The 24085-nt window shown below is 67.1% G+C and carries 16 protein-coding genes; 2 read left to right on the top strand and 14 right to left on the bottom strand.

Going from position 1 to position 24085, the window contains the following annotated elements; genetic code table 11:
- Position 1: 1 nt before the first annotated feature.
- The 4 genes from CFB47_RS06355 to CFB47_RS42040 form a co-directional block, all read right to left on the bottom strand.
- The gene (locus CFB47_RS06355; RefSeq protein ID WP_089460666.1) at positions 2 to 1204 is read right to left on the bottom strand and encodes a type II secretion system F family protein; all 1203 of its coding nucleotides are present in this window, start codon (positions 1202 to 1204) and stop codon (positions 2 to 4) included.
- A gap of 47 nt (positions 1205 to 1251) precedes the next feature.
- Positions 1252 to 1734: a type II secretion system major pseudopilin GspG gene (gene gspG, locus CFB47_RS06350; protein WP_089455882.1), complete on the bottom strand. Its 483-nt coding sequence runs from the start codon at positions 1732 to 1734 to the stop codon at positions 1252 to 1254.
- Between the two features lie 151 nt (positions 1735 to 1885).
- Entirely contained in the window at positions 1886 to 2560 is a 675-nt protein-coding gene (locus tag CFB47_RS06345) for a response regulator transcription factor (protein WP_089439609.1), read from the bottom strand.
- A 59-nt stretch (positions 2561 to 2619) separates the two neighbouring features.
- The gene (locus tag CFB47_RS42040) at positions 2620 to 3246 is read right to left on the bottom strand and encodes an SCO family protein (RefSeq protein WP_373453139.1); all 627 of its coding nucleotides are present in this window, start codon (positions 3244 to 3246) and stop codon (positions 2620 to 2622) included.
- Positions 3247 to 3869: 623 nt separating this feature from the next.
- On the opposite strand from CFB47_RS42040, the gene CFB47_RS06335 reads away from it, so the two are divergent.
- Complete coding sequence (locus tag CFB47_RS06335; protein WP_089460665.1) at positions 3870 to 4988, top strand: PAS domain-containing sensor histidine kinase; 1119 nt, start codon at positions 3870 to 3872, stop codon at positions 4986 to 4988.
- 12 nt (positions 4989 to 5000) lie between these two features.
- Here CFB47_RS06335 and CFB47_RS06330 read toward each other — a convergent pair whose 3' ends face one another.
- Positions 5001 to 5780 carry a response regulator transcription factor gene (locus tag CFB47_RS06330; RefSeq protein ID WP_089460664.1) on the bottom strand — a complete coding sequence of 260 codons (780 nt, stop codon included), beginning with the start codon at positions 5778 to 5780 and terminating at the stop codon, positions 5001 to 5003.
- Positions 5781 to 6303: 523 nt separating this feature from the next.
- Between CFB47_RS06330 and CFB47_RS06325 the strand changes: the two genes are divergently transcribed.
- Positions 6304 to 6927 (top strand): lytic transglycosylase domain-containing protein, encoded by a 624-nt coding sequence (locus CFB47_RS06325; RefSeq protein ID WP_089461366.1) that lies wholly within the window; start codon positions 6304 to 6306, stop codon positions 6925 to 6927.
- Between the two features lie 48 nt (positions 6928 to 6975).
- On the opposite strand, the gene CFB47_RS06320 is transcribed toward CFB47_RS06325, so the two are convergent.
- The 9 genes from CFB47_RS06320 to CFB47_RS06275 all read right to left on the bottom strand — a co-directional run bounded on the left by CFB47_RS06320 (position 6976) and on the right by CFB47_RS06275 (position 24080).
- Positions 6976 to 7485: a DUF1269 domain-containing protein gene (locus tag CFB47_RS06320; RefSeq protein WP_089455880.1), complete on the bottom strand. Its 510-nt coding sequence runs from the start codon at positions 7483 to 7485 to the stop codon at positions 6976 to 6978.
- A 132-nt stretch (positions 7486 to 7617) separates the two neighbouring features.
- The gene (ccsB, locus tag CFB47_RS06315) at positions 7618 to 8760 is read right to left on the bottom strand and encodes a c-type cytochrome biogenesis protein CcsB (protein WP_089461365.1); all 1143 of its coding nucleotides are present in this window, start codon (positions 8758 to 8760) and stop codon (positions 7618 to 7620) included.
- A gap of 227 nt (positions 8761 to 8987) precedes the next feature.
- Positions 8988 to 9659: a cytochrome c gene (locus CFB47_RS06310; protein ID WP_089439604.1), complete on the bottom strand. Its 672-nt coding sequence runs from the start codon at positions 9657 to 9659 to the stop codon at positions 8988 to 8990.
- Positions 9660 to 9702: 43 nt separating this feature from the next.
- A complete protein-coding gene (locus CFB47_RS06305) occupies positions 9703 to 11091 on the bottom strand; it encodes a cytochrome C (protein ID WP_089461364.1) in 1389 nt (462 codons plus the stop codon).
- Positions 11092 to 11249: 158 nt separating this feature from the next.
- Positions 11250 to 12938, bottom strand: a complete 1689-nt coding sequence (locus tag CFB47_RS06300; protein WP_089460663.1) for a c-type cytochrome — start codon at positions 12936 to 12938, stop codon at positions 11250 to 11252.
- Positions 12935 to 13765, bottom strand: a complete 831-nt coding sequence (locus CFB47_RS06295; protein ID WP_089460662.1) for a hypothetical protein — start codon at positions 13763 to 13765, stop codon at positions 12935 to 12937. Before CFB47_RS06295 ends, CFB47_RS06300 begins: the two co-directional genes overlap by 4 nt.
- Positions 13766 to 13770: 5 nt before the next feature.
- Complete coding sequence (locus tag CFB47_RS06290) at positions 13771 to 14610, bottom strand: outer membrane lipoprotein-sorting protein (RefSeq protein WP_089439601.1); 840 nt, start codon at positions 14608 to 14610, stop codon at positions 13771 to 13773.
- Positions 14611 to 14673: 63 nt separating this feature from the next.
- Positions 14674 to 15174: a hypothetical protein gene (locus tag CFB47_RS06285; RefSeq protein ID WP_089455877.1), complete on the bottom strand. Its 501-nt coding sequence runs from the start codon at positions 15172 to 15174 to the stop codon at positions 14674 to 14676.
- A complete protein-coding gene (locus CFB47_RS06275; protein WP_256946649.1) occupies positions 15171 to 24080 on the bottom strand; it encodes a choice-of-anchor Q domain-containing protein in 8910 nt (2969 codons plus the stop codon). The genes CFB47_RS06285 and CFB47_RS06275 overlap by 4 nt, the downstream gene beginning before the upstream one ends.
- Between the last annotated feature and the right edge of the window lie 5 nt (positions 24081 to 24085).

Below are 24085 nucleotides of genomic sequence, written 5' to 3'. Positions count from 1 at the left end.
CCTACTGGATGCTCGACGCGATCTCGAAGATCGGCATGTACATCAACACGACGATGCCGCCGATCACCACGCCGATCACGATCATCATCGCGGGTTCGATCAGTCGCGAGATCAGGTCGATCGTGCGCGAAACCTGCGCTTCCTGGAATCCGGCGATCCGGTCGAGGACGGGCCCGAGCGCGCCGGTCTTTTCGGCCACCGTCAGCAGGCGATAGCCGATCGCGTCCGCGAGGCCGGCCTGCTGGAACGCATCGGACATCTTCGCGCCGTTGCGGATCTGCTGGAGCGCGGCTGCGAGCGCTGCCTGATCGGCACGGCCCACCAGGCCGCGCGCGAGGTCGAACGCGCGAATCGCGGGAATGCCGCCGTCGACCAGCATCGCGGTCGTGCGATAGAACTGCGACTGGCGGAACACGCGGAAGTGTTGCCCGATGCCGGGCAGCGCCAGCAGGCGATCGGCGAGCCAGATCCGCAGGGCCGGCCGCCGCAGCGCGAGCCCGGCGGCGACCGCCAGCACGGCCAGGCCAACCGCCAGCCCGGTGCCATGCGCGTGCACCATGCCGCCCCACGCCATCAGCAGCCGGGACATCAGCGGCAGTTCGCGCCCGCTGTGTTCGAGGAGCGTCGCGAACCGCGGCACCACGAAGCCGAGCAGGAACAGCACGACGGCCGCGCCGACGAACAGCAGCACCGTCGGATAGATCGCCGCCGACACGACGCGTGCGCGCAGCTCACGCAGCGTCGCGCTGTTGACCGAATAACGCGTGAGGCTGTCGGCCAGCCCGCCGGTCTGCTCGCTCGCCTTCACGCACGCCACCAGCACCGGCGGAAAGATCGGGCTCGCGTGCTCGAGCGCCATCGACAGCGCCTGCCCTTCCTCGAGATGCCGCAGCAGGTCGTGATACACCTGGACGGACGCTTCGCGCCGGGTGCTGCCGCCGAGCGTGCGCAGTGCGTCGACGAGGCCGACGCCCGCATCGAGCAGCGCCGCCAGCTCGCGCGCGAACATGTCGACGTCGAAGCGCGCGCGCGGCATCCCGAACCGGTTCGTGCCGCGCCGCTGCCGGGCGGCATCCGCGCTGACCGACACGACGCGCAGGCCGCGCGCGCGAGCGAGCGATGCGGCGTTCGCCGGCGAATCGCTGTCGATCCGCAGCGTCTGCACCGACCCGCTCGTATCGAATACCCGCAGCACGAATTTCACGTCGACTCTCCTTGCGGTTGCTCACGCCGCGCACCCTGACCGCGCCGCTACCACGACGAGATCGTCACGTTCTCGCCGGTCCCGCCCCCGCGTCCGTCCTTGCCGAGCGAAAACAGGTCGTAGTCGCCGTGTTCGCCCGGTGAACGATACTGATAGGGCCGATCCCACGGATCCACCGGGACGGCCTTCTGCAGATAGGGGCCGCTCCACCGCGACGCGCTTTGCGGCTTGTTCACGAGCGCATCGAGCCCTTCCTCGGTGGTCGGATACGAACCGACGTCGAGCCGGTACTGATCCAGTGCCTGGCCGAGCGACACGATCTGCGCGCGCGCGACCTTCACGTTCGACTTGCCGACCTGTTCGAAATACCGTGGCGCGACGAGCCCCGCCAGCAACCCGATGATGACCATCACGACGAGCAGTTCGAGCAACGTGAAGCCGCGGCTCGCGCGTGCGCGGCACACGCTTCGTTCGTCGCGCGGCCGCCGGTCCGGCCCGCCGGCCGGTATCGAGGACGATCCATGGCTCACGGCTTCCCTCCCTGTATCAACCCGCGGCGTCGGCGCCGCGGATGCCGTTGATTGCATTCTTGTTCACGCGGGTACGCGCCAGAAGTAGGGAGTGCCGTCCATCCCCATGGGTAGATCCCCCCCAGTTGGGCGATGCGCCAATGGAGGGAATTCACACACGGTCGTCGTCGTTCAGCGCGAGCACGCCGATGTCGATCGCGAAATGAACCAGGCCGGTCAGGTTGGCGATGCCGAGCTTGCGCATCAGATTGGCGCGGTGCTTGTCCACGGTTTTAGGACTGACCTTGAGGCACTCGCCGACCTGCCGGCTCGTGTGCCCCTCGACGACGAGGCGCAACACGGTGCGCTCGCGATTGGTCAGCGCGCTCCACAAGCGCGCCTTGTGCGCGTTCGCGTCGCGCAACCCATGCAGGCCGACGCGGGCGCGATAGGCGTCGAGGCTGACCACGCACTTGCCCTGCATCACGAAGCGCATCTCGCGCACCAGGTCGGCGAACGGCGAGTCCTTGAGCACGTAGCCGTCCGCACCCGCGGCGAAAGCGTCGCTCACGTCGTCTTCGCCGTGATGAACCGTGAGGACGATGATCCGCGCATGCGGCACGTTGCGCTTGATCGACGCGATTGCCTCGAAGCCGCTGCCGCCCGGCATCGACAGATCCATCAGGACCAGGTCGGGCCGGGTCTTCTCGGCGAGATGACACGCCTCGACCCCGCCGCTCGCCGCGCCGACGATGCAGTAGTCGGCCAGCTCGGAAACCAGATGACTCAGGCCGACGCGCAACAGATGCTGGTCCTCGACGATCAGCACACGATGCTTGTTGTCCAATTTCGACGCTCCCTCGCAGAAACGTGGCACCCACGGCCCGCTGTCGGCGGGAACAGGCACTAGTTGGACGCGACGACGTCGCGATAGGCAGCGAGCAGCTCGGTGGGCGTCGCGAAACCGTCGATCCTCAGCCACGGCTGGCCCGGCGCGGCCCGCACGAACGTCACCGGCGTGTGGTTCATCTTGTCGCCGCGAAGGACGTTGAACGCGCGCTGCGCGGCCACGCTCGCCTCGACGGTCCCGGTGTAATGCTGCCATTCGGGACCGGCATCGAAGCGGGCCGCGTAAGCCCTGAGCCGCTCCGGCGTGTCGGCCTCCGGATCGATCGAGATCGACATGATGTGGACCTTGTCGCGGTCGGCGCCGAGTTCGCCCTGCAATTGCTCGAGCGTCTGGCTGATCATCGGGCAGATGGTCGTGCAGCTGGTGTAGATGAACGTCAGGATCACCGGCCGGCCGTCGTCGAGCTCCTTGGCCAGCAAGACGGTCCGACCGTCGTCTCGCACGAGCTGAACCGTCGGCGCCGCATACTGGACCATCGTGTGCACGGTCCCCGGCATCATCGCGTGATGCATGTGCATGCCCGCGGCTTCCGTCGCGCCGTCGGTCATGCCGGCTTTGTCGACCGCGTTACCGGCAGGCGCGGCCGGTACAGGCTGCGCGGGGGCGTCGGTCGCGGGCGCCATCGCGGGTCCTGCGGTGGGCGCTGCGGGCGCCGCGGCAGGGTCACTCGCCGGCTCCATCGCGTGCTCCATCGGGTGCTCCGGCGCGGGCATCGCCGCGCCGCCGGCGGCATTCCCGTCGGTGCCGTCCGCTGCGCTTCCGGCAGCGTGTTCGACACCGTTCTGCATGTCCTTGTCCATCGAACTGTCGACGGCTTCCGGCGCCGGGTTTTCCGTGGCGCTCCCGGCCGCCGCCGCGCTTTCGACCGCCGCCGCGCCGGCGTTCTCCATCGCGCCGCCGTCGGACGCGCACCACGCGGGCGCCGCGGCGAGGGCAATGCCCGCCACCACGCATGCGCCCATTGTCGATCTGGCGATCCTGTTCATACCGGCCTCCATGACACGAGCGAGGCAGCGGACAATTCCGTGCCCCGCCCATGCAGTGTCATGAATTTGCCGGAGAGCGTCATGGGATGACGCCCCCCAAAGGCCGGTAGGACATGCCCGCCCGGCACGATCCCGCAATGCGCGCGGCAGGCGTTTCCCTATGACGAACGCGCGCAATCCCCATGTTGCGGCCCGCCTCGGTCACGTCCTAGAATGGTCGAAACCTTACGTTTTCCTGAAGACGCGCCTCGGGAGCCACCATGACTGAACGCCAGCCCGAAGGACCAAGGATCCGGCTGCTCGATCTGATCGACGCGATGCGCAAGCTGCGCAGTGCGCTTCGTCACGACGATCGCCGCCGCGCCATCGTCACCGACGCACGGGGCGCGGCGCTCGCCATTCTCGCCGACGACGGCGCGTTCGTATCGGTCAATCGCAGCACCGTCGCGCTGTTCGGATACAGCGGCGCCGAACTCGTCGGCCGGCCGCTGCGCGACCTGGCGCCCGACGACGCCCACGTCGGGCTCGCGGACGCACTCTCCGCGAGCGCCGCGCTCGAGCATCATTCGTTCACGGCGATGCTCGGCGGGCGAAGCGGCCATCCCGCGCAATTCGTCATCTATCGGCAGGCACTGCCCGGCACCCGGCTGTGGCTGACGCTGTTCGAGGAATCGCCGATGCCCGAGCCCGCACGACGCGGCGACGCGGCCAACGATGCGGGCGTGCATGCGTGCCACACGTATCTGCTGATGGGCCAGCAGAAGGAGCGGCATCGGCTCGCCGCGGAATTGCACGACGGGCTCGGCCAGGCGCTGACGCTCATCAAGCTGATGAATGAGGACGCGCTCATGCGGCTTCGTCGCGGCGAGATCGCCGACGCGACGGCGCTGCTCGACGTCGCCGTGCTGCGGATTCGCGAAACGATCGGCGAAGTGCGCCAGATCTGCGGCGAACTGAAGCCGCCGATGCTCGACAGGCTCGGGCTGCCGGCCGCGCTCGCGTCGCTGTGCCACCGCATCGAGCGTGACGCGAGCCCGCTGTCGGTCGAGTTCAATTGCGACGTCGACGACGACGAGATTCCCGAGCATCTGAAAGCGGACATGTTCCGGGTCGCGCAGGAGGCGCTGCACAACGTCGTCAAGCATGCGCAGGCCACCGAAATCATGCTCGGCCTGCAACACGATGCCGGTGGGCTGCGGCTGACGATCGACGACAACGGCGTCGGCTACGAGCGCCATCCGCTTGCGACGGACGACGCACGCGCAGCGGGGCTCGGGCTGATCGGCATGCAGCACCGCATCGAGTCGCACGGCGGCACGTTCGGGATCCAGTCGTCCGCCACGACGGGCACGCGCGTCTCGGCAACCTGGCCGCTCTGATACCGGCGACGCTCAGCGCTTCGCGCCGCCAGCGGGATAGTCGTCCAGCCGCGCGACGGCGTCGGGCACCTGCACGTCGTCGTCGACCGGCCGGGCCGGCACGTCGGCCACATCCGTTTCCGCGCATTTCGCCGCGAGCGTGGTCAACAGACCCATGTTCATCGCGACGAGCACCAGTTCCGTCAGATTCGCGAGATGGAGCTTGTGCATCATGCTCGCCCGGTACTTCTCGATCGTCTTCGGGCTCAGGCTCAGGTACAGGCCGACCTGCCGGTTCGTGCGCCCTTCCGCGATCAGCTTCAACACGCTGCGTTCGCGCGCGGTCAGGATGTCCCACGCCTTTTTGGGCGCGGGCGTTTCGCGGCCGGTCACGAACGAGTCGACCATGTAGCCGTACACATCCGCGCTCAGGTGCCGCTTTCCCTGCATGACCATGCGCATCGCGAGCAGCAATTCGTCAAACGAAACGTCCTTGAGCACGTAGCCTTCGACGCCGGCACGCAGCGCCTCGCGCACGTACTCCTCGTTCTGGTGCACGGTGAGCACGACGATGCGGATCGTCGGTACACGCCGCTTGATCGTCGCACTCGCATCGATACCGTTCATCCCGCGCATCGACAGATCCATCAGGATCAGGTCCGGCGCGAGCGTCATGGCCAGATGGCACGCTTCCTTGCCGTCGCGCGCTTCGCCGACGACTTCGTAGTCGCCTTGCGCGGAAAGCATCGACCGTAGCCCGTTTCGCAGAAGATCATGATCTTCCGCAATCATCACGCGACATTTTGTATTCACGGCTTCCCCCAAGTTTTCCGCGCTTGCACCACGTCGGATCTCGACGCCTCGTTTGCACGGTGCCGGATGTGTTCTTGTTGCCTTGTCCGGTCTGGCGACCTGTCTCGCGACCAACAGGTCACACTTGTGCTCCGTGCAAGGTTCGGGCCAGCGCGCCGCGCGCGCGCGTCCGCGACGGACACGCCCTCGCCGAAACGTGGCGCACGGGCCGGAATGTTTCAGGGCTGAATCGAATTGATTCCGTGCGTCCCATCAGTAGGACTACGGATGGCGGGACTACCCGATCGTTTCCTGCGCGCAGGAAACAAATCATTCCGCAACGGCGCGCGCATTGAGCAGAAACCAACTGTTCCGCGTAAGAATCGTCAACTTCGCCCGCGGACCGGAGATTACCGGCGATTTCTTTTGTAACAGTTCTGCATCGCCGCGCGGCGTGTCGCTGGCGGTATCGAAGTGTAGGAGGTCGCCCCATTGCCGATCCGATGTACCCGCAACGACAATGCAGATGCAGGAGGCCAGAAAGATGCACAGCCGCCCTTCATCCGTATTGGGAACAGCGCTCGTTGCCGCATGCGCGGGATTCGGCTCGGTGTGGTCGTGCACCGCGCACGCGCAGATCTTCGGCACGGTGACGAGCAACGGCGCCATCGTCCTGACCAACGAGCCCGGCACGGCCAATCTGAAAGTGATCGTCGCCGCCGAAAGGCCGAGCGCAGCGGAAGCGAAGCGCGCCGCGCCGAAAGCGGCGATCGCGTCGTCGTTGGCGGACGTCATCGCCGAGGCAAGCCGGTCGTTCAATATTCCGCCCGAACTCCTTCGCGCGGTGATCGACGTCGAATCGGGATACAACCCGAAGGCAGTCTCGGACAAAGGCGCGCTCGGGCTCATGCAATTGATGCCGGAAACGGCGCGGCGCTTCGCCGGCGTCGACATGTTCGATCCGCGCGACAACGTGCTGACCGGCGCGCGGTATCTGCGCTTCCTGCTCGACCTGTTCAAGGAGAACGTCGAGCTCACGCTCGCTGCCTACAATGCCGGGGAGAACGCCGTGATTCGGGCAGGCTATCGCATTCCGTCGATGCCGCAGACGCGCGAGTACGTGCCGCGCGTCCTGGCGCGCTACAAACGGCTGCTCGCCGCGAGTTGAAACGCCGGCGTCGGCCGGCGCGACACCGGCCGGCGGGTCGAGTGGCGATCAGGGAAACGCCGGGATGGTCGGATCTTCGCCTTGCAGGTGCGCATCCGTGTGGTGAAGCTTGATCGCGTCTTCGATCTCGTGAACGCGGTCGGTCGGAACGTCGATCATCATCAGCAATTCGCCGTGCTCGATGCCGTCCTCGAAGCGCTTCAGGCGCGTGCTCGGCACGTCGACGCCGATCATCGTCGACACCCATGCGCCGAAGGCCGCGCCGAACAGCGTGATCGCCACGACGACGCCGCCGCCGATCCGCAAGCCATCGGGCGGGAACGCCAGCAGGAGCAGCCCGAGCAGCATGCCGGTCCCGAAGCCGACGGCGGTGCCGCGCGCGAGCGACGGCAGCAGGTCGCTGCGCTGCGCGAGCGTCGCCTCCGGCAACCCGTCGCGCATCACGGCGTGATTCGCGAGGCAATGGATATGTCGCCACTCGACTCGCAGCGACAGCAGCTCGCCGACGACCGACTGCGCGCATTGCGTCGTCGGCAACAGGAAATAGACGCGTCTCATGGCTCCTCCTACGTCACCGCGCAATGCGGCGATACGCCCTTGAACCATTCTGGCTCGGCGCGCATCCGGCTTGTAGTGGTAATGCTCGCCAAACTGCATGGGTAGAACACGGTAGGCGCCGCCGCGCGCGCCTCAGAGCCGCCCGTAGCTGTGCAGCCCGGACAGGAACATGTTGACGCCGAGGAACGCGAAGGTCGTCACGAGCAGGCCCGTCAGCGCCCACCATGCGGCCACCGTGCCGCGCAGGCCCTTCATCAGGCGCATGTGCAGCCACGCCGCGTAGTTGAGCCAAACGATCAGCGCCCAGGTTTCCTTCGGGTCCCAGCTCCAGTAGCCGCCCCATGCTTCGGCGGCCCACAGCGCGCCGAGGATCGTCGCGATCGTGAAGAACGCGAAACCGACCGCGATCGACTTGTACATCACGTCGTGAAGCACGTCGAGCGTCGGCAGGCGATCGGCGAGCACGCCGCGCTCCTTCATCAGGTACGCGACCGACACCATCGCCGACAGCGCGAAGCTGCCGTAGCCGATGAAGTTCGCCGGCACGTGGATCTTCATCCACCAGCTTTGCAGCGCCGGCACGAGCGGCTGGATCTGCTGCGCGTCACGCGCGACCGAGTACCACATCAGGAAGCCCACGGCCGCGCTGATCACCAGCAGCACGAACGCGCCGAGCGCGCGCGTGCCGTAGTGGCCTTCGTAATACAGATAGAGCAGCGCGGTGATCAGGCTGAACAGCACGAACACTTCATACAGGTTCGATACCGGAATGTGCCCGACGTCCGAACCGATCAGGTAGGACTCGTACCAGCGCACCATCAGGCCGGTGAAGCCCATCAGCACGGCGACCCACGTAAGCTTCTGGCCGATCGCGGAGCCCGACTCCGAGCGCGCGAGCAAGCCGATCCAGTAGAAGATCGTCGCGAGCACGAACAGCGCGCTCATCCACAGGATCGCCGACTGGCTCGACAGGAAGTATTTGAGGAAGAACGCCGAATCGGCGCGCGCGAGATCGCCCTGGTAGATCTGGATCGACAGCAGCGCCAGCACGGCGATCGACGCCATCATCAGTCGCGCGGGCTTCCAGCGCCAGCCGAGCGCGATGAGCGCCGGCACGGTGCCGATCATCACCGCCTTGTCGTAGTCATCCATGTGCGCGTTGTAGTGCACGAGCGCATGGGCCGCGCCCACCACGAGCGCCAGGGCGAACAGCCAGTCGATGACCGACAGGCGCGCGAGGAACGCACGGTCGTGATCCGGCTCGCGCGAGCGCATCGCGGCCGGCGCACGAAGTCGCCGCTGCAGCGACGCGGCGACGGACGCCATGCCGCCGCGTGGGGATTGAATGGCCTTCATGTGCTTCACCGGAGTGGAACTGCCCGTTTTAAAAGAAGGTGCCCCGCCCCGGGGAAGACGAGACACCCAAATGGTCGCCGCCGTCGCCGTTCGTCTGTCCGCTGCGCGGCACCCGCCGCACGCGACGCCGATTCAGCGGCGCGTGTTCATTGCTCGGCCGCCGGGCTCGCCGGTGCGTCGGCTTCCAGCGGAAACGCCTCGACGTACGCCGCGACGGCACGCATGTCCTGCTCGGTCATGTTCGCGCACACCGACTTCATGACAGCGCCGCGCGGCCGCGAATCGGTTTCCCGGAACACCCTCAGTTGCTTCAGCACGTAGTCCGCGTGCTGGCCGGCGAGCCGCGGGAACCGGCTCATGCCCTCGCCATGCTGGCCATGACACCCGACACACGCCGACACGCCCTTGTCGGGCAACCCCGACACGAAGATCGCCTTGCCCGCATCGAGCAGCGCGTGATCGTCGGACGCGCCGAGGACCGGCGGCTGGCCCGAAAAATAGTCGGCGATCTCGTCGATCTGCGCATCGGTGAGATGCGTGAATCCCCACATGTAGCGCTTCGCATTCGGATCGGCACGCGCGTGATGCTTGAAGTCGGTCAACTGGTCGACGAGGTATTCCTTGCGCTGTCCGGCGAGCTTCGGAAACATCGGCGACACCGACACGCCGGTCGCGCCGTGGCAGTTCGAGCACACCTGCAGCGCGATGGTCCTGCCCGATACGGCCGGATTATCGACTTCCCGCGACCGCTCCAGGTCGTGACAACCCGATGCCGCCAGCACCAGCGCAAGCCAAGCGAAATGGGTCACCTTGTTCATGTCAGCGCTCTCCCTGCCGTAATATCCGCCGCCCCGCCGAATGTCAGAACGAAGCGAGCCATAGATAGACGAACAACGTATCGTTGTCCCTCGCATTGCGTCCGTTGCCGTCGTAGTTGGTCGTCGCGCCGAGGTACTTGGTGAAGTGCGTGTACTGGATGCCGACGCGCACGTGTTGATCCGGCATCCAGAATATTTCCGGCGTCCAGCCCTGCGTATTCGGATGGAAGTTCGCACTCGCCGCATAGGCGGTACTGTCCGCGGTGCCCGTCGTGTTGAAGAACGACAGGCTGACGCCGTACTTGGCCTGGTAGACGTACGACGCCTTGAGCCGCAGCGAATTCAGGTTCGCGGACGTGTTGTCGCTCACGATGAAATTGTTCGGATCGTGAATGTTCTCCCTCACGTAGCGCGCCTGCGCGGTGATCGTGTGCGGCTCGAGCAGGTATTCGTATTGCGCGTCGAGACCATAGTCGCGAAAACGCGTGACGCCGGTCCCGAAAATCGGGAAATTGTTCGCGTCGTTCGGGTAGACGTCGACGCTGAAGCCGAATGCGCCGACCATCACGCTATGCGGGCCCCAATCGTGGGTCAGCGCGATGCGCGCATACGGGTTGTAGCCGCGCAGATAGATCTGCGGGTGATTCGGATTCCCTTCGTTGTTCCCGTGGCTCAGGAACGACCAGATGCCGTCCGCGGTGCTGTAGGTGGTCAGCTCCGCGTACAGCAGGCTGTTCCAGTACAGGTAGGCGCCGGTGCCGACCGCCTGAGTCGCGAGCGACCCGCTTTCGAGCACGGGCAGGTTCGGGATCTTCGCCACCGGGCTGATGGTCGACGAAATGTACGGGTAACCCCATGCCGGCGCGGTGTTGAATACGTCCTGCACGGTCGGGTTGTTGTGCACCGTCAGGCCGACGATCAGGTCGTTCGCCGACGACATGATCCGGTCGACGAAGCGGAAGTCGGTATTGTCGGACGTCCAGTGGCCTTTCCATCGCCCGTCCCCGTCCTGATGATCGTGGGCGATGTAGGTGAACTGCGCGAAGCCGCCGAGATGGTCGGTGATCTTCCCGGCGAGGAACACGCTCGCGAAGTCGAAGATCGGCAGGCCGTCCTTGGGGTTGATCGGCGCGCCGCTGGAATCGCTGTTGTAGCGCGTCTTGCTCAGGTCGCCGATCGCCATCGCGGCAAGCGGAATCGTGCGTTCGCCGAACGTGTAGCCGTTCAGCTTGAACTCGCGCCCGTACGGCGTGAGTTCCGGAAACTGTCCGCCGGCATGGCACGCGACGCAGCTCTGCCCGGTCTGGCGCGCGAAGATCGGCAACGCGTGCGCGACCGGCAATTGCAGCAACGCGAGCACCGCGAGCGCGGCCAGCCAGCCGCGACGTGCCCGGCGATGTCGAACATCATGGCCGGCCAGGAACGTAGTCATGACGGTTTCCCTCCCCGCATCGTATGCCGCGATGCTCCGGCGCGACATCGCCATGTCGCACGATGTCTTCAGTGTGCGATGCGCGCATCGAAACCGACATGGGGCGACTCCCTCCATACGCAGCCTGTTTCCTACTCCATCCGAAGGCGCGCGACGGCTCAGGGAACGATCCAGTCTCCGTCGGCGGCGATCTTCGTGCGGTCCGGCCCGGCGAACCGGACGATATAGCCGCCCTTCGACGCGAAGCGCTGCCCGGTCGCGAGTGTCAGGCGCGGGTAGTAGCCGGTCAGGATGCGGCGTTCGAGCATGTCCTGGATGCGCTCGACGAGATACTCGCGCACGAACGCGTCGACCATGTGGCTCAGCGTCTCGGCGAGCAGGCCGCACGCGAGATAGGTATCCGCCTGCACCTGCGGCGCGACCATCGGAATCTTCCGGATCGTGAACCAGCCGAACGCGTAGTCGACGCGCACGCGCCGCCCTTCGGGCAAGTCGAACGGATAGGCAACACGTGTGACGGCGCGCCAGCTCGTCGGCAGCGGCGTGCTGTCGAGCCCGCCGAGCAGCCCCGACATGAACACGGTGTCCACCGTCGGCGGCACATGCTCGAGCGCCGCGAGATCGGGCGGCCTCAGCCACAGCACGAGCACATCGTCGCGCGGCATCCCGCGCAACGCGCGCGCGACGCCGTCGTGCGGTGCGAGCGCATGATTCGACACCGCGATGCCGCGCGCCTTCAGCGCGTCGGCGAGCGCCTGTGCGCCGCGCTCGCCGTTGTCGCCCGCGCGATAGACTTGCCTGACCGTCTTCACCGGCCGCGCGCCGACTTCGTCCAGCACGCGCTTCGCGATCAGGTCCGACTCGAGCAGCACGCCGCGCGAGAAGTACACCGAATAGAAATCGTGATCGGCTTCGACCGGCACCTCGACGTTCGGAAAGAGGCAGGGCACGGCCTGCGCCTCGCAGAAGTCGTGAACGGGCGCCCAGTTCCTGCCGCCGAGCCCCGACACCACGGCCAGCACCGGCTGTCGGGCGAGAAACTGCGTCAACTGCGCGCGCCACGTGTCCGGCGGCCCGTTCAGTTCCCACACGTGCAGTTCCCAGCGGCGATTGACCATGAACATCATTTTTCGCGTGGAACGCAGCGGCGGCGTCGTGCCGAACGGAAACGCGTTCTTGTCCGCGAAGTAGTGCTGCAGGACGTCGAGCATGCCCGCCCGCTTCACCGGGTCCGCGTCCGGCGTGACGATCGTCGCGAAATGCAGCACCGTGTCCGTCACGCCCGACGGCGGGCGGCGATCGAGACGCTGCAGATAGCCGGTCAGCGCGGCCATGTCGGCGTCGCCGAGCGCATATTGCGGCATCAGTCTGCCGAGCGGCCTGCCCTCCGGGTCGATTCCGTCGCGCACGGCGCGCGCGAGCCGCTCTTCCGTGTACGGCTCGCGATCGGTGCGCATGCCCGGAACGTACGGGATGTCGAGATCCTCGGCGGTCTGCGCGCGCGGATGCACCAGGTAGCGCCACGTGATCGGCGGGATGGTGGTGTTGCCCTCCTTCGAGCCCAGCCCGCTGCGCCGATGGCAATTGACGCAGGCGGCAGCGGCGCCTTGCAGGCGCACGCCGTCCTGATGCACCGCTTCGAGCGGCGCACCGGAACCGAGGATGCCCCGCTGGAAGAGGGCTTCTCCCGCGTCCGCGGGCACGACGGGCGCCGCCGGCTCGCCGCCGATCGCGTGGCCCGCGCTTGCGCACAGCGCGGCCAGCACCGCCCACCGCGCCAGCCGCCCGCGCGAGACCGGCGGCCACGCCGCCGCGAGGGCGCGCGCTCGCCCCCGGATGCCGTTCATGGCCGTACCGTCGGCCGGGCCACGCCCGGCGGGGCCGCCGACACGCGCGCATCGATCGACGCCGCACGGCGTCCGCCCGGCGATACGGGCCGGCCGAAGAGCGCATCGTCGAGCGGCGGATTCAGCGACACCTTGTCGATGATCAGCGTGTCCTTGGTCGGCGCGGCTGCCGTTCCGCTCTCGATCCTGAGCGGAATTTGCAGGCCGTCGATGAGCTTGAAGTTGCCGTAGTTCACCTCCACCGTGAGCGGGCCGCTCGGCCCGCGCACCTGGCGGTCGGCCTTCACGTCCAGGAAGCTCCGCCCGTCGATCCACACATGCCGGACCGCGCCGGACGGCAACTTCACCGCCAGGCGGTATGCATCGTGCCCGCCGATCGGGTCGACGCCCTCCAGCGTCACGCCGATGCCCTTCGCATCGTGGTCGAACAGCGGGCCGTCGATCACCTGCTCGTCGCGCGCGGACAGCAGCTCGCCCGGGGTATACGGCCGCACGCCGGCGCTGCCGCTCGCGGCCTGTTTCCAGCCTTCGCGGCCATCGAACACGCGCACGGCCTTCTGGTTGAGCACGGTGATCTCGAAGCGCGTCTTGTTCGGGCGCTTCATCGCCAGGACGAACGGCATGTTGCGCACGGGCGCGTTCGGGCTGTCCACATGGCCCGACCAGACCATCGTCTGGACCTTGCGCCACGCGTCGAGCCCGCCTCTCGCCGCGATGTTCTTCTCGACGATCTGGTCCACGCCGAGGCCCTGCCCCGGCAATTGCTCGCACCCGCACACGGCCGCCATCGCGCAGCCGGCGAGCACCCACGATCCGATCCGTCCCATGGTGGTCACCTCGTCCGGGTCTCGGCCGGGTGACTCGGCGCCTTCGCGAAGGTGAGCGGCGGCTTGCCGAACATCCCGTCGTCGGCCGGCTCGTTGAGCGCGACATGCTCGATCGTGATCCGGTGCGCGCCCTTGACGCCGCTCACGACGGTCTCGAGCGTGTGCGGCATGACGAGGCCGTTCTCCTTCCGGTAGTCGCGATAGAACACGGCGACGCTGTGCGTCTTGCCGTCCAGCACGCGCGGCTCGCCGTCGATCTTCAGTTCGAGAAAGCTCGACGCGTCGACCCACAGGCGGCGCGTCGCGCCCTCCTTCGACGTCAGCTTCAGCACATACGCGCGATGCCCTTCCACCTGCTCCGTGCCGAGCGCCTGGATCGTGGTGCCCTTGGCCGCGTAGTCGATCAGCGGCCCGTCGAGTTCGGCCGATGACGCGGCGGACTTGAGTTGCGCCGGCGTATACGGCTCGACGTCGTTGCGGCCGAGGTACGGCCGGACCAGCCAGCCCTGCGAGCCGTCGTACACCTGCAGCGCCGTTTGCTGCTCGAACTGGATTTCGAGCCGGCTCTTGCGCGGGCGCTTCAACGTCAGCGTGAACGGCAGCCTGACGTTCTTCGTGCCGCCCGCATCGAGCTGCCCCGTCATCCTGATCGACGACACCGCCCGCCACGCCTGCAGCCCGCCACGGGCCGCCGCATTGCGCTCGGCGATCTGCGCCGCATCCATGTGCGACGCCGACGCCTCCTGCGCATTCCCCGCCGCCGAGGCCGCGGATGCGACCTGGCCGCAAGTCAACAAGCCGGCGGCACACGCCGCCGAAATCGACTTGAAAAGAAACCGGTTCATGACTGCTCTCCCCGCATGCAGGCCGCCCGTTGCCGATGCGCGGCGGCATGCGCATGTATGTGATTACTCGACCACCAGCCCGTCGATGTGCAGCGAATCGATCAGGATGCTGACCCGTTCGCCGCGCTTGATCGGCCCTCCCTTGTTGGAAAACACCATCCAGTATTCGCGTCCGGTCTCGAGCTGACCGGTCTGCCGCAGCGCGCCGATCTGGTCCATCACCGGAATCACGAGCATTGCGTGGCTCGTTTCGCCGTACAGATAGACGGTCGCTTTCGTGTCGCCGAGCAGCCGCGCCTTGTCGGGATCGGTCACGCGGTAGCTGAAACGGATCAGGTTGCCGGACGCGGTGCTGCGCACGTGCAAGTTGTCGATGCCCTTCGCCATCTGGTAATAGGCCTTCGCCTGCCGCGGCAGGCTCACCGGCAGGTACGGCGAGTGCCGGATGGCCGCGGGTCCGGCCGGCGCATCCTGCCCGGCCGCGGCCGGCTGAGGCCGGACCGCGGCGAGGCAGGCAGCGCCCGCGAGCAGCATCGATGCCGCACGGACGGCCGCCCGTTTCATTGCATCGCTCCCGTGAGCGGCGCGGGTAGCGCCTGCGCCGGGGTCGGCGCCGGAAGCCGCACGGACGGCTGCGCGCGTGTCTGCGCCGGCGACTGCCCAGGCGTCTGCGTGCGGGCACGCGGCGGCGTCCGGGCCGGGGCCTGCAGCAGCGCAGCCGATTGCGGCCGCGCCAGCGCCGGAGACTGCGCCAACGCGCCGGCCGGCAGCGGCCGGGTCACCGGCGGAGCCAGCCGCGCCCCTGCCAGCGGCCGCCGCAGCGCCGGCGCCTTGATCGGCGGCAGCGGCACGTTACGGCTGAAGATGGCCGGGATTCCGCCGATCCCCGGGATGCCGCCGATGCCCGGGATGCCTCCACCGCCCGGAATTCCACCACCGCCCGGGATGCCACCGACACCCGGAATTCCACCGCCGCCCGGGATGCCGCCGCCGCCCGGGATGCCACCACCGCCAGGGATGCCGCCGCCGCCCGGGATGCCACCGACACCCGGGATTCCACCGCCGCCCGGGATGCCACCGCCGCCCGGAATACCGCCGACACCCGGGATGCCACCGCCGCCCGGAATTCCGCCGCCTCCGGGGATCAGCGCGGCCAGGCCGGTCGGCTGGCTCCCCAATGCGAGCGGGTCGATCGGCGTACCGCCGCCGAGCAGGCCGCCGAGCAGGCCAGGCGCGACGTACTCGACCGCGCCGATGTCGTAGCCGTTGGCTTGCGGCCGCGGCGTGCCGAAGATGTCGTGATTCGGCGCGCCGTTCGCGGTGGCTGCCCCGATCGCCGGCGACGTGCCCTTGATCGAGTAGTTGCCCATCATCACGTTGTAGCCGGCACTGCCCGGCTGGAGCGCCTCGTTGGACAGCGACAGCGGCCCGTACGACATGTTGATCCACTGGTTGCCTTCATCGGGCGTGGCCGACGGCATCAGCCCGAACAACGGGTTCGGCAACACCGCGTCGGCGATCCCGGGCGGTACGGCAAAGCCGTTCCCGCCGGCTTCCGGCGGCACCCGCGAGCCGTTGCAGTACTGGCTGGTCGTCTGCGGGTCCGCTGCCTTGTTGGTCGCGGCGTAGCCGGCCGTGCTGGTCATGATCGAGTACTGCGGGTTCATGGTCAGCCCGGACTGGTGATTGGCCGGCCCGGTGTCGCCGTACGCGCCGATGTCCCAGTAGAACGGCGGAGTCGCGCCGCCCGTCACGCAAAAGCCTGTCGATTGCCCCTTCTGGTTGAGGACCGGGTTCAGCGTGACCGCGTTCTGCACGCCGGGTATGTTCGGGTTCGGCTGCGCACTCACCGAGATATAGAACGAGCGGTTTTGCCAGAACAGGTTGTTGCTCAGCACCGGATTCGAGAACTTCGTGCAGTTCGGCGCGTTCGCGGGACAGGTGACTTGCCCCGTGAAGCCCGCGGGCGGAACGAACGCCGCCATCAGGTTCTGCGTATGCGTCGTCGTCTCCAGTCCTGCCGGCTGCTGCGTCGATGTCTCGATGAAACTCGTGCAGGTCGAGTCCGCACTGGTCGTGCTGCTCGTGCATCCCGGCGGCGCCACGTTCGACTGCGACGCGGCCGGCGTATTGAAGAGCACGCCCGCCGACGCCGTCGCATCGTTCGCGATCACCGTGTTGTTGATGAAGCTGACGCGCACCGCATCCTGCAGCGACACGCCGCCGCCCGACCAGCCGGCCACGTTGTTCGCGATGATGTTGTTGATCACGCGCACCTGGTACCAGTTGTTCGGATTGCCGAGATTGCGTTGCACGTCCGTGCCGTTGACGTTCTGCAGCCGCAGCCCGCCGCCCTTCCCGCTTTCCGCCGTGTTGCCCATGATCAGGTTGCCGTCGATCACGAGATTCGGGCCGATGCCGTCGGACAGCTGCGGCGCGCAATCGACGTCGACGGTCGAGTTCTCGCAGAACGTGCCGTCGGGCGGCACCCCCTGCGCGATGATCCCGCCGCCGTACGTCGGCAACGTCGGGTTGTTGCTCTGGTTGAACAACACCACGTTGTGCGACAGGTCGCCGTTGTAGCTGAACCCGAAGTGCGAGACGCCGCCGCCGTCACCGCTGCTCATGTTGCCGCAGACCCAGTTGTAGTTGAAGCGGTAGTAGTCGGCGCCCGAGCACAGCGTCACGCCGCCGGCCGAAGATGGCGTGGTCGAGTTGATCTCGTCGCCATACGACGCGTTTGCCGTGACGGCGTTGTGGTGAACGTTGACGAACGTGTTGTACATGAACGGCAACTGCGTCACGCCATCCGCGGCGATGTTGCCGTCCGGCACTTCCACCTGGCCGACCGTGATGCCGCCCGACAGCGTGCCGGCATTCCCGGTCACGCGGTTGTTCGATACCTCCGTGTAATGGTTCCAGCCGTGCAGGAAGATCCCGCCGCCGCCCTGCGAGCTGTTGGTGACCGTGACCCCGTCGATGCGCGACGGGTTGCACAGGAAGTTGCCGTAGTTCGGGTTGTTCGGGTCCGTCGTGCAGTCGTGCGCCGTGAGCATCGTGCAGATGCCGTTCGCGGTGCAGTTCGTGCTCGGCTGCACCCCCTTGGCCAGCACCGTGATGCCCGCGCCTTCATACGCGCCCAGCAGCGACGGCTCGATCAGCAGCTCGCCCAGATTGCCGTTCTGATTGCTGTCCCAGCCGACGGTCGGCTCGAACGGAATCGGATCCACGTGCCCCTGCATCTGCACCGGGCACTGGTAGGTGCCTGACGGATCGTACGGGTTGTTGGTCGACGAGATCGGCTTCGTCGGGTCGTACGTGGCCGAAATCACCCCGCCGTTCAGCGACGTGCCGAACAGGCACGCGATGAGCCTGCGCCACGGATCGAGCTTGCCGGACGGATGCGTATTCGCATTGATCGTCACCGACGCTGCGCCCACGCCTTGCAGCCGCACCGGCTTCCACATCACCAGCATCTCGTTGTACGTGCCCGGACCGACGACGATCATGTCGCCCGCGCTCGCATTGTTGATCGCCGTCTGGAGCGCATTGCTCGCGCCGTTCTCGCCGCTCACGTAGGTCGGCGCCTTGCCGCCGATCGTCACCGTGACCGCATCGATCGACCGCTTGCCGTTGCCGGCCGTGATCACGAGCTCGCCGCACTGCGTCGCGGGTGCGCCCATCTGCTGGATCGTGCAGGTCGACGGCACCTTCAGCGACGGGAGCGACGGAAGGCTCAGGTCGGGCGCAAGCACCACGATCTTCGAGTCGCTCCACGACACGACCGTCGCATTGACGCCCGCGATCGTGACCGAGCCGGTGCCCTGCGTCGCGCCGAAGCCGTAGTGGCGCGTGATGAACTTCTGGTTGAACGGCGCCGTGGTCTGGCTCGGTCCGGTATACGCGTGGTTCACCACCTGCTGGTCGCCCAGCGCGTTGATCGTCAGTTGCTTGCCGGGCGCGCTGACCCACGGGCCCGCGCCGGCGCCGATCGCATCGCCGGTCACGCTCGAGATCGCCGGCGTCGCATCCGGATACGCGCAGTCGGGCTGGTTATAGCCGTCCGCGAAGGACTGCACCGGCACCACCGGCGTATCCATGTACTGCGTCTGTCCGGGCATGAACGGAATCTCGTAACAGAACTGGCTGTATGCCGGGTTGTACAGCGGGTCGGCAATCGTCTTGCCGGGGTGCTGCGGATCGGGGATCGGGCCCGGATCGTTCATGCACGCGACCATCATCGTCGGCGCATACCCGGTCGGGTTCGGGGGGTTCACTTCCCAGGTCGAGAACGTCAGCCCGTTGTAGATGCCCCATTGGTCCGTATAGGTGCGCGAGGTTTCGTTGCCGGAGAAATCCTTGAACGAGATCGGCACGTTCGGCACGGCGAACTTCTCGCCGAACTGCGGCGAATACGGGTCGAACTCCGACGAGAAGTCGTCGAGCATGAAGCCCGTGTAGTGCGCCGCGACGTGCGTCGAGCTGAAAATCCAGAACTTCGCGAGCACCGATTCCTCGTCGGTCAGCATCACCTCCTTGCGATCGCACAGATGCCGCGATGCACCCGCGAACGGCGCGACTTCCTTCGATCCCGGGAACAGGCTCATGTAGTCCGGCACGATGCGCAGCTCGCCGACGCACGGCCAGAACCGCTCGACGCTGCCGGTGTCGCCTTCGGCATGGGGCGTCGAACCGAGGTTCGTGGTCGGGTTCTGCGGGTTGTTCTTGTTGTACGTCGAGTTCACCGCGGCCTGGTCGGGCAGGATGAAGACCGCGCCGATGCCGGCGAACTGCTGCGTCACCGGAGCGATGTAGTTGTCGCCGATCAGGATGTTCTTGTCTTCCTCCTTCACCAGTTCGTAGCCCGGCGGCACGATGATCTCGACCACGTATTTGCCGGCCGGCAGCATCGGCGTGCCGTCGACGGGGTTCTTCCCGACGCAGATCGTGCAGTTCGACGCGACCGGCTTGCCGTTCGCATCCGTCGCGGTCACGCTCGGGAACTTGTACATCCCGTCATACGGCGCCGGCTGGATCTGGTTGAACGCGTGCATGCCGTCGTAGCACTTGTACTGTGCGTTCGCGGGCAGCTGGCGATGTTGCGGATCGAGCCAGTTGGTGCTGTTCTTCAGCGTGAAGTAGAACGGGTCGTTCGGATCCTGGCCCGGGCAGTTCATGTTCGGCGTCACGCCGTCCGCGCGGAAGCCCTGCGCCCAGTCGTCCCAGCTCGCCGTCTTGGTCGTGTCCACCAGCGTCAGGTTGGTCGTGCCGTCCGTGGCCGTGCCCTCCTGGTACAGGTTGACCGTGACGTTCGGCACGTCGGGGGTCCACTTCGTGTGGATCAGCAGCGTCGGATCGTCGAACGGCCGCGTCGACGCGTAGATCACCTCGCCGCGTATCCCGCCGTTCTCGCCCTTCGCGAACGGCGTCTTGCCGTACTCGATGAACGAGTTCTGGCCGGAGAAGCCCTGCCATGCCTCCGTGCCCGTCCAGGGCGGATCGACCCGCCCGGTCGAGCCGCTGCCGGTCGACGCGCAGTCCGCGTCCGCGCAATACCGGGCGCCCGGCACATGCAGGTTCGACGGCAGCGGCACGGTTTCGGCCGTGTTCGCGAAGTACGCGGCCACCGTCGAGTGCCCGCTGCCGGCAGCGCCGGTGCCGTCCACCGGACCGCCCGCATCGTACACCACGTGCGTGCCGGTCGACTTGAAGCGCGTCAGGTCGTCGTCGACCACATACCAGTTGAACAGCGGAAACACTTCGTTGAACGGCGCGTAACCATTGCCGTCGGTCGCGTTGAAGTTCGAGAAGCTGCCGTCGCGGAACCGCATGTTGACCGATGCCAGCGCGATGCCGGGGTCGTCAGGATGCGAGACGCCGTCGCCGTGCAGGTCGATGAAGGTCCGCGTATAGAGGTTCGTATGCCACTGCAGCACGGACAGGTCGCCGACGTCGACCGTCGTGCTTCCGTTGGCCGCGGGCAACTGGACCGCCTTGGCCAGCCCGTCGACGATCTGGTCGTTCCATTGATCGAACACGGTGATGCGGGTCGTGCCGCTCGGCAAGCCGCTGATCGTGAACCGGCCCTGGCTGTCGCATTTGGTGAAGCCGTAGTCCTCGCTGTCCGGATCGCCGACGCTCACATAGCATTGCGAGAACGCCAGCGAGTCGCGCGAACCGCTGCTGTACAGGTTCTCGTTCGGCGGGCGGCTGTAGTGCAGGTTCGTCACGCGGCCCGTGAGCGTGTTCGGGCACGGACCGGTGTCGCATATCCCGGTCTTGGCCGCGTTGGTCCTGCGCGCGTTGATGATCTTCGGATTCGCGAAGCCGATCGACACGTGATAGCCGGCCGGCCCGAACTCCTGGAAGTACGCGGGGCCGCCGACCTTGATGAACGCGTCGTGCGCCTTCTGTCCGTCGAGCGTGTTGGTCTGCAGCCACTCCTCGCCGCGGCCGATCCGGTCGGCAGCCGGTGTCGCGATCACGCCGTAGCGGCCCGGCATCAGGTTGGCGATGATGGCCTGGCCGACGAGCGGCGACAGCGTCTTGCCGTCCGATTCGTATTTCGGGCAGGTCGGAATCATGCCGACCAGGCCGTCGGTCGCCGTCGAGATCGGGCACGCATTGAGCCCGGTGAGCGGATCGACGGTGCCTTGCAGCGAATTCGACAGCGGCATGTTGAACATGTCGTAGGTCATCTGTCCGGTCGGGTCGCCGGTGCCGCCCGCATCGTCCCAGAGCTTGATCTCGAATCCGCCGAGCCCCGGCTCGCGTGCGGTGCCGAATCCGTCGGACCCGCCGCTGACGTCCACTTCGCCGTTCAGCGGCGCATCGTCCTCGAACACGAACACCGACAGCTTCGCGGTCTGGTACGGCGTTTCCGTCAACAGCACGTTGAGCTGCCCGGCCTGTCCCGCACCGGTCTGTCCGGCCTTCGCCGCCGCGACCTGCGCGGGCGCAATCGGCGCGCCGCCCATGCTGTGGCCGCACTTGCCGGTGCCCGGCGCGAAATCCGCGCCGCTCGGGCCCGACGGGCAGTCGAGCGCGATGCTGAATGGCCGCTTGCCGTCCGGCGACACGCCGCCGCCGTTCGTGAACGTGTTACCGGCATCGCCCGGCAGGATCGAGATGTAGTAATGCTTGGTCGGATCGAGCGCCACGTACTTCGGATCGACCGGCGCCTGTTGCGAGACGTTCGGGCCCGTGCGGCACACGCCGTTGCCGACGTCGCATACGGTCGCCACGTGCGTGTTGGACACCGGGTCGTACACGGTCTGGCCGGATTCGCATGCGACGGTGCCGACGCAGCCCGACGCCACCACCGGCATGTAGCTCGTGTGGAAGTTCGTGCCGAGGCTCGGGACCGGCAGCGGCGGGCAGTTCGCCGGCCGCCCCGTCGCGGAATTCACCTGGCAGGCCGGATCGATCTGCATCGTGCGGTCTTCCTCGATGATCCAGCGATAGTCGGTGAGCTTGACCGCCTTGTTCGGCGCGGTCGCATCCGGCGCCATGCTCGGCGCGTCCATCACGTTCACGACCAGCCCGCTGCCGGGATTGAAGGTCACGGTCACCGTCCCTGCATTCGCGCTCGTCTGCATCTGCGTATTGGTGACCTTGTACTGGAACGTCATCGTCTGCGCGGCCGCGCCGTTGCCGACCCGCGGCGTCGACGGCACCGCGGTAAACGAGCCGTCCGGATTCAGCGTCACGGTGCCGTTCGTCGCGCTCGACGCGACGATTTGCGCGGTGAGCGGCAACCCGGCCGGATCGTTCGCGCTGGCGAGCACGCCCGGTGCGCCGACCTGGATCTGCGACGCGATGTTGCTCGCGAAACTCGCATTGCCGGCCGTCGGGACCGACAGGCACTTGTTGCTCGTGGTGCAGGCGGTCAACGTCACCTTCGCCGTCACCGGCGGCGTGCCGTTGGTCGACTGATAGACGAAACTGTCGTTCGCACTGCTACTCGATAGATACGTGAACGTACCGTCGGTGTTCAACGTGAGCGTGCCGCTCGCGGGCGGCGTCTTGACCTTCACGCCGTACACGCCGGAGTCGCTCGCGATCACGCCCTTGGCCGGATCCGACACGGCAAGCGTCGTGCCCGGCACGAAGTAATAGTTCGCACCCGCGGCGGTCGGCGTTTCGCCGATGCCGGCAGTCGCCGACGGTTGGGCGTTGTTGACCGCGATGTAGCCTTGCATCCCGCCATCGCGCATGTTGTTGGTCGACAGGCTCAACTCGCGGTCGTATACCGGCATCGCACCGGCGGCCGGCGCGTTCAGCATCACGTCGTAGCTCTTGCCGGCCGCCATGAACACGGCGTTCTGGATGCGCGCGGCGCCGGGAATCACGTTGCCGTCCTCGGCGATCAGCGTGAAGCCCGGAACGGACGGATTGCCCGTTTGCGCGCCGACCACGGCCGGAACGTGCATGCGCAGCCCGGCGTTCACCAGGCGCACGAGCACCTGCCCGGTCGACGGCGGCACCATCGCGCTCGGCGGGAAAGCCGACGCGTTCGGGTTGGTGCGATCGAAGGCCACGCCGTTGATCAGGTAGTAGCGCGGATCGTAGTTCACCACCGGCGGATAGCAGGTGCCGAACGTGACCGACTTCGAGTCGCCGCATCCGCCGGGCTGCCCCGACCACGCGGCGGTTTCGCTGAAGCCCTTGGTCGCGACTGCCGCGGCAACAGCAGCGTTCTGCACCGGATCGATCTCGCTCATCACGAGCGGCACGTCGGCGTCATAGCAGGACACCGAATTCGGATAGGCCTGTTTCGTCGATGCGCACGTCGAGCTGGGGACGCTCGGGCTCTTCACCACCAACACCCCGTAGAGGCCCATCGGCCCCTGGATCGACGGGTGCGTGCCCGACTCGAGCAGGTAGGTGCCGGGCTTGAGATTGGTCCAGGTGAGCGTCGTGTGCGATTTCGGATCGGTCGATGCCGCCACCTCGGTCCCGAACGACTGGACGCGCGGCCCTTGCGCGGGCGGCACGAACGACGCCATCGGCGCGGTCGAGGTCGCCGTGACGATCGGCCAGGTCGTGGCGGTCTGCGTCGGATGGACCGGGCTCGGCGTGGTCGTCGGCTTGTCGCCCAGACCGCCGCCCAGCTGGCCGACGATGACGAGCGAGGTCGGCACGGGCGCAGGCAGGTTGTTCGTCAGGTTGATCTGCAGCTGCCCGGCCGGCACGGTGACGACCACCGGCGACCAGTTCGCGCCGGCGGCCGGATTCGCCGCCGCGCAGGTCGCATTCGCGGCCGGCACCGTCGCCACGGCAGCCGGCGTGCAGCTGTAGCCCCACATCGGCACGGCCTGCCCGTCCGGCATCAACGCCGTGGACGCTTTCGCCGTCAGATTGACGACCGCTTGCGCGAAACAGGCTTCGCCTGCCGTCAGCAAGATGGATGCCGCGACCCCCGCCTTGAACAGATCAAGGAGCGTCGCCGTGAGCTTGGTGGATCTCATCGTCT

Origin of the sequence: Burkholderia sp. AU27893, assembly GCF_002223205.1 — a bacterium.
GTDB lineage: Bacteria > Pseudomonadota > Gammaproteobacteria > Burkholderiales > Burkholderiaceae > Burkholderia.
Note: the sequence above shows the minus strand (reverse complement) of the source record. Positions and strands in the feature narration are given on the sequence as shown.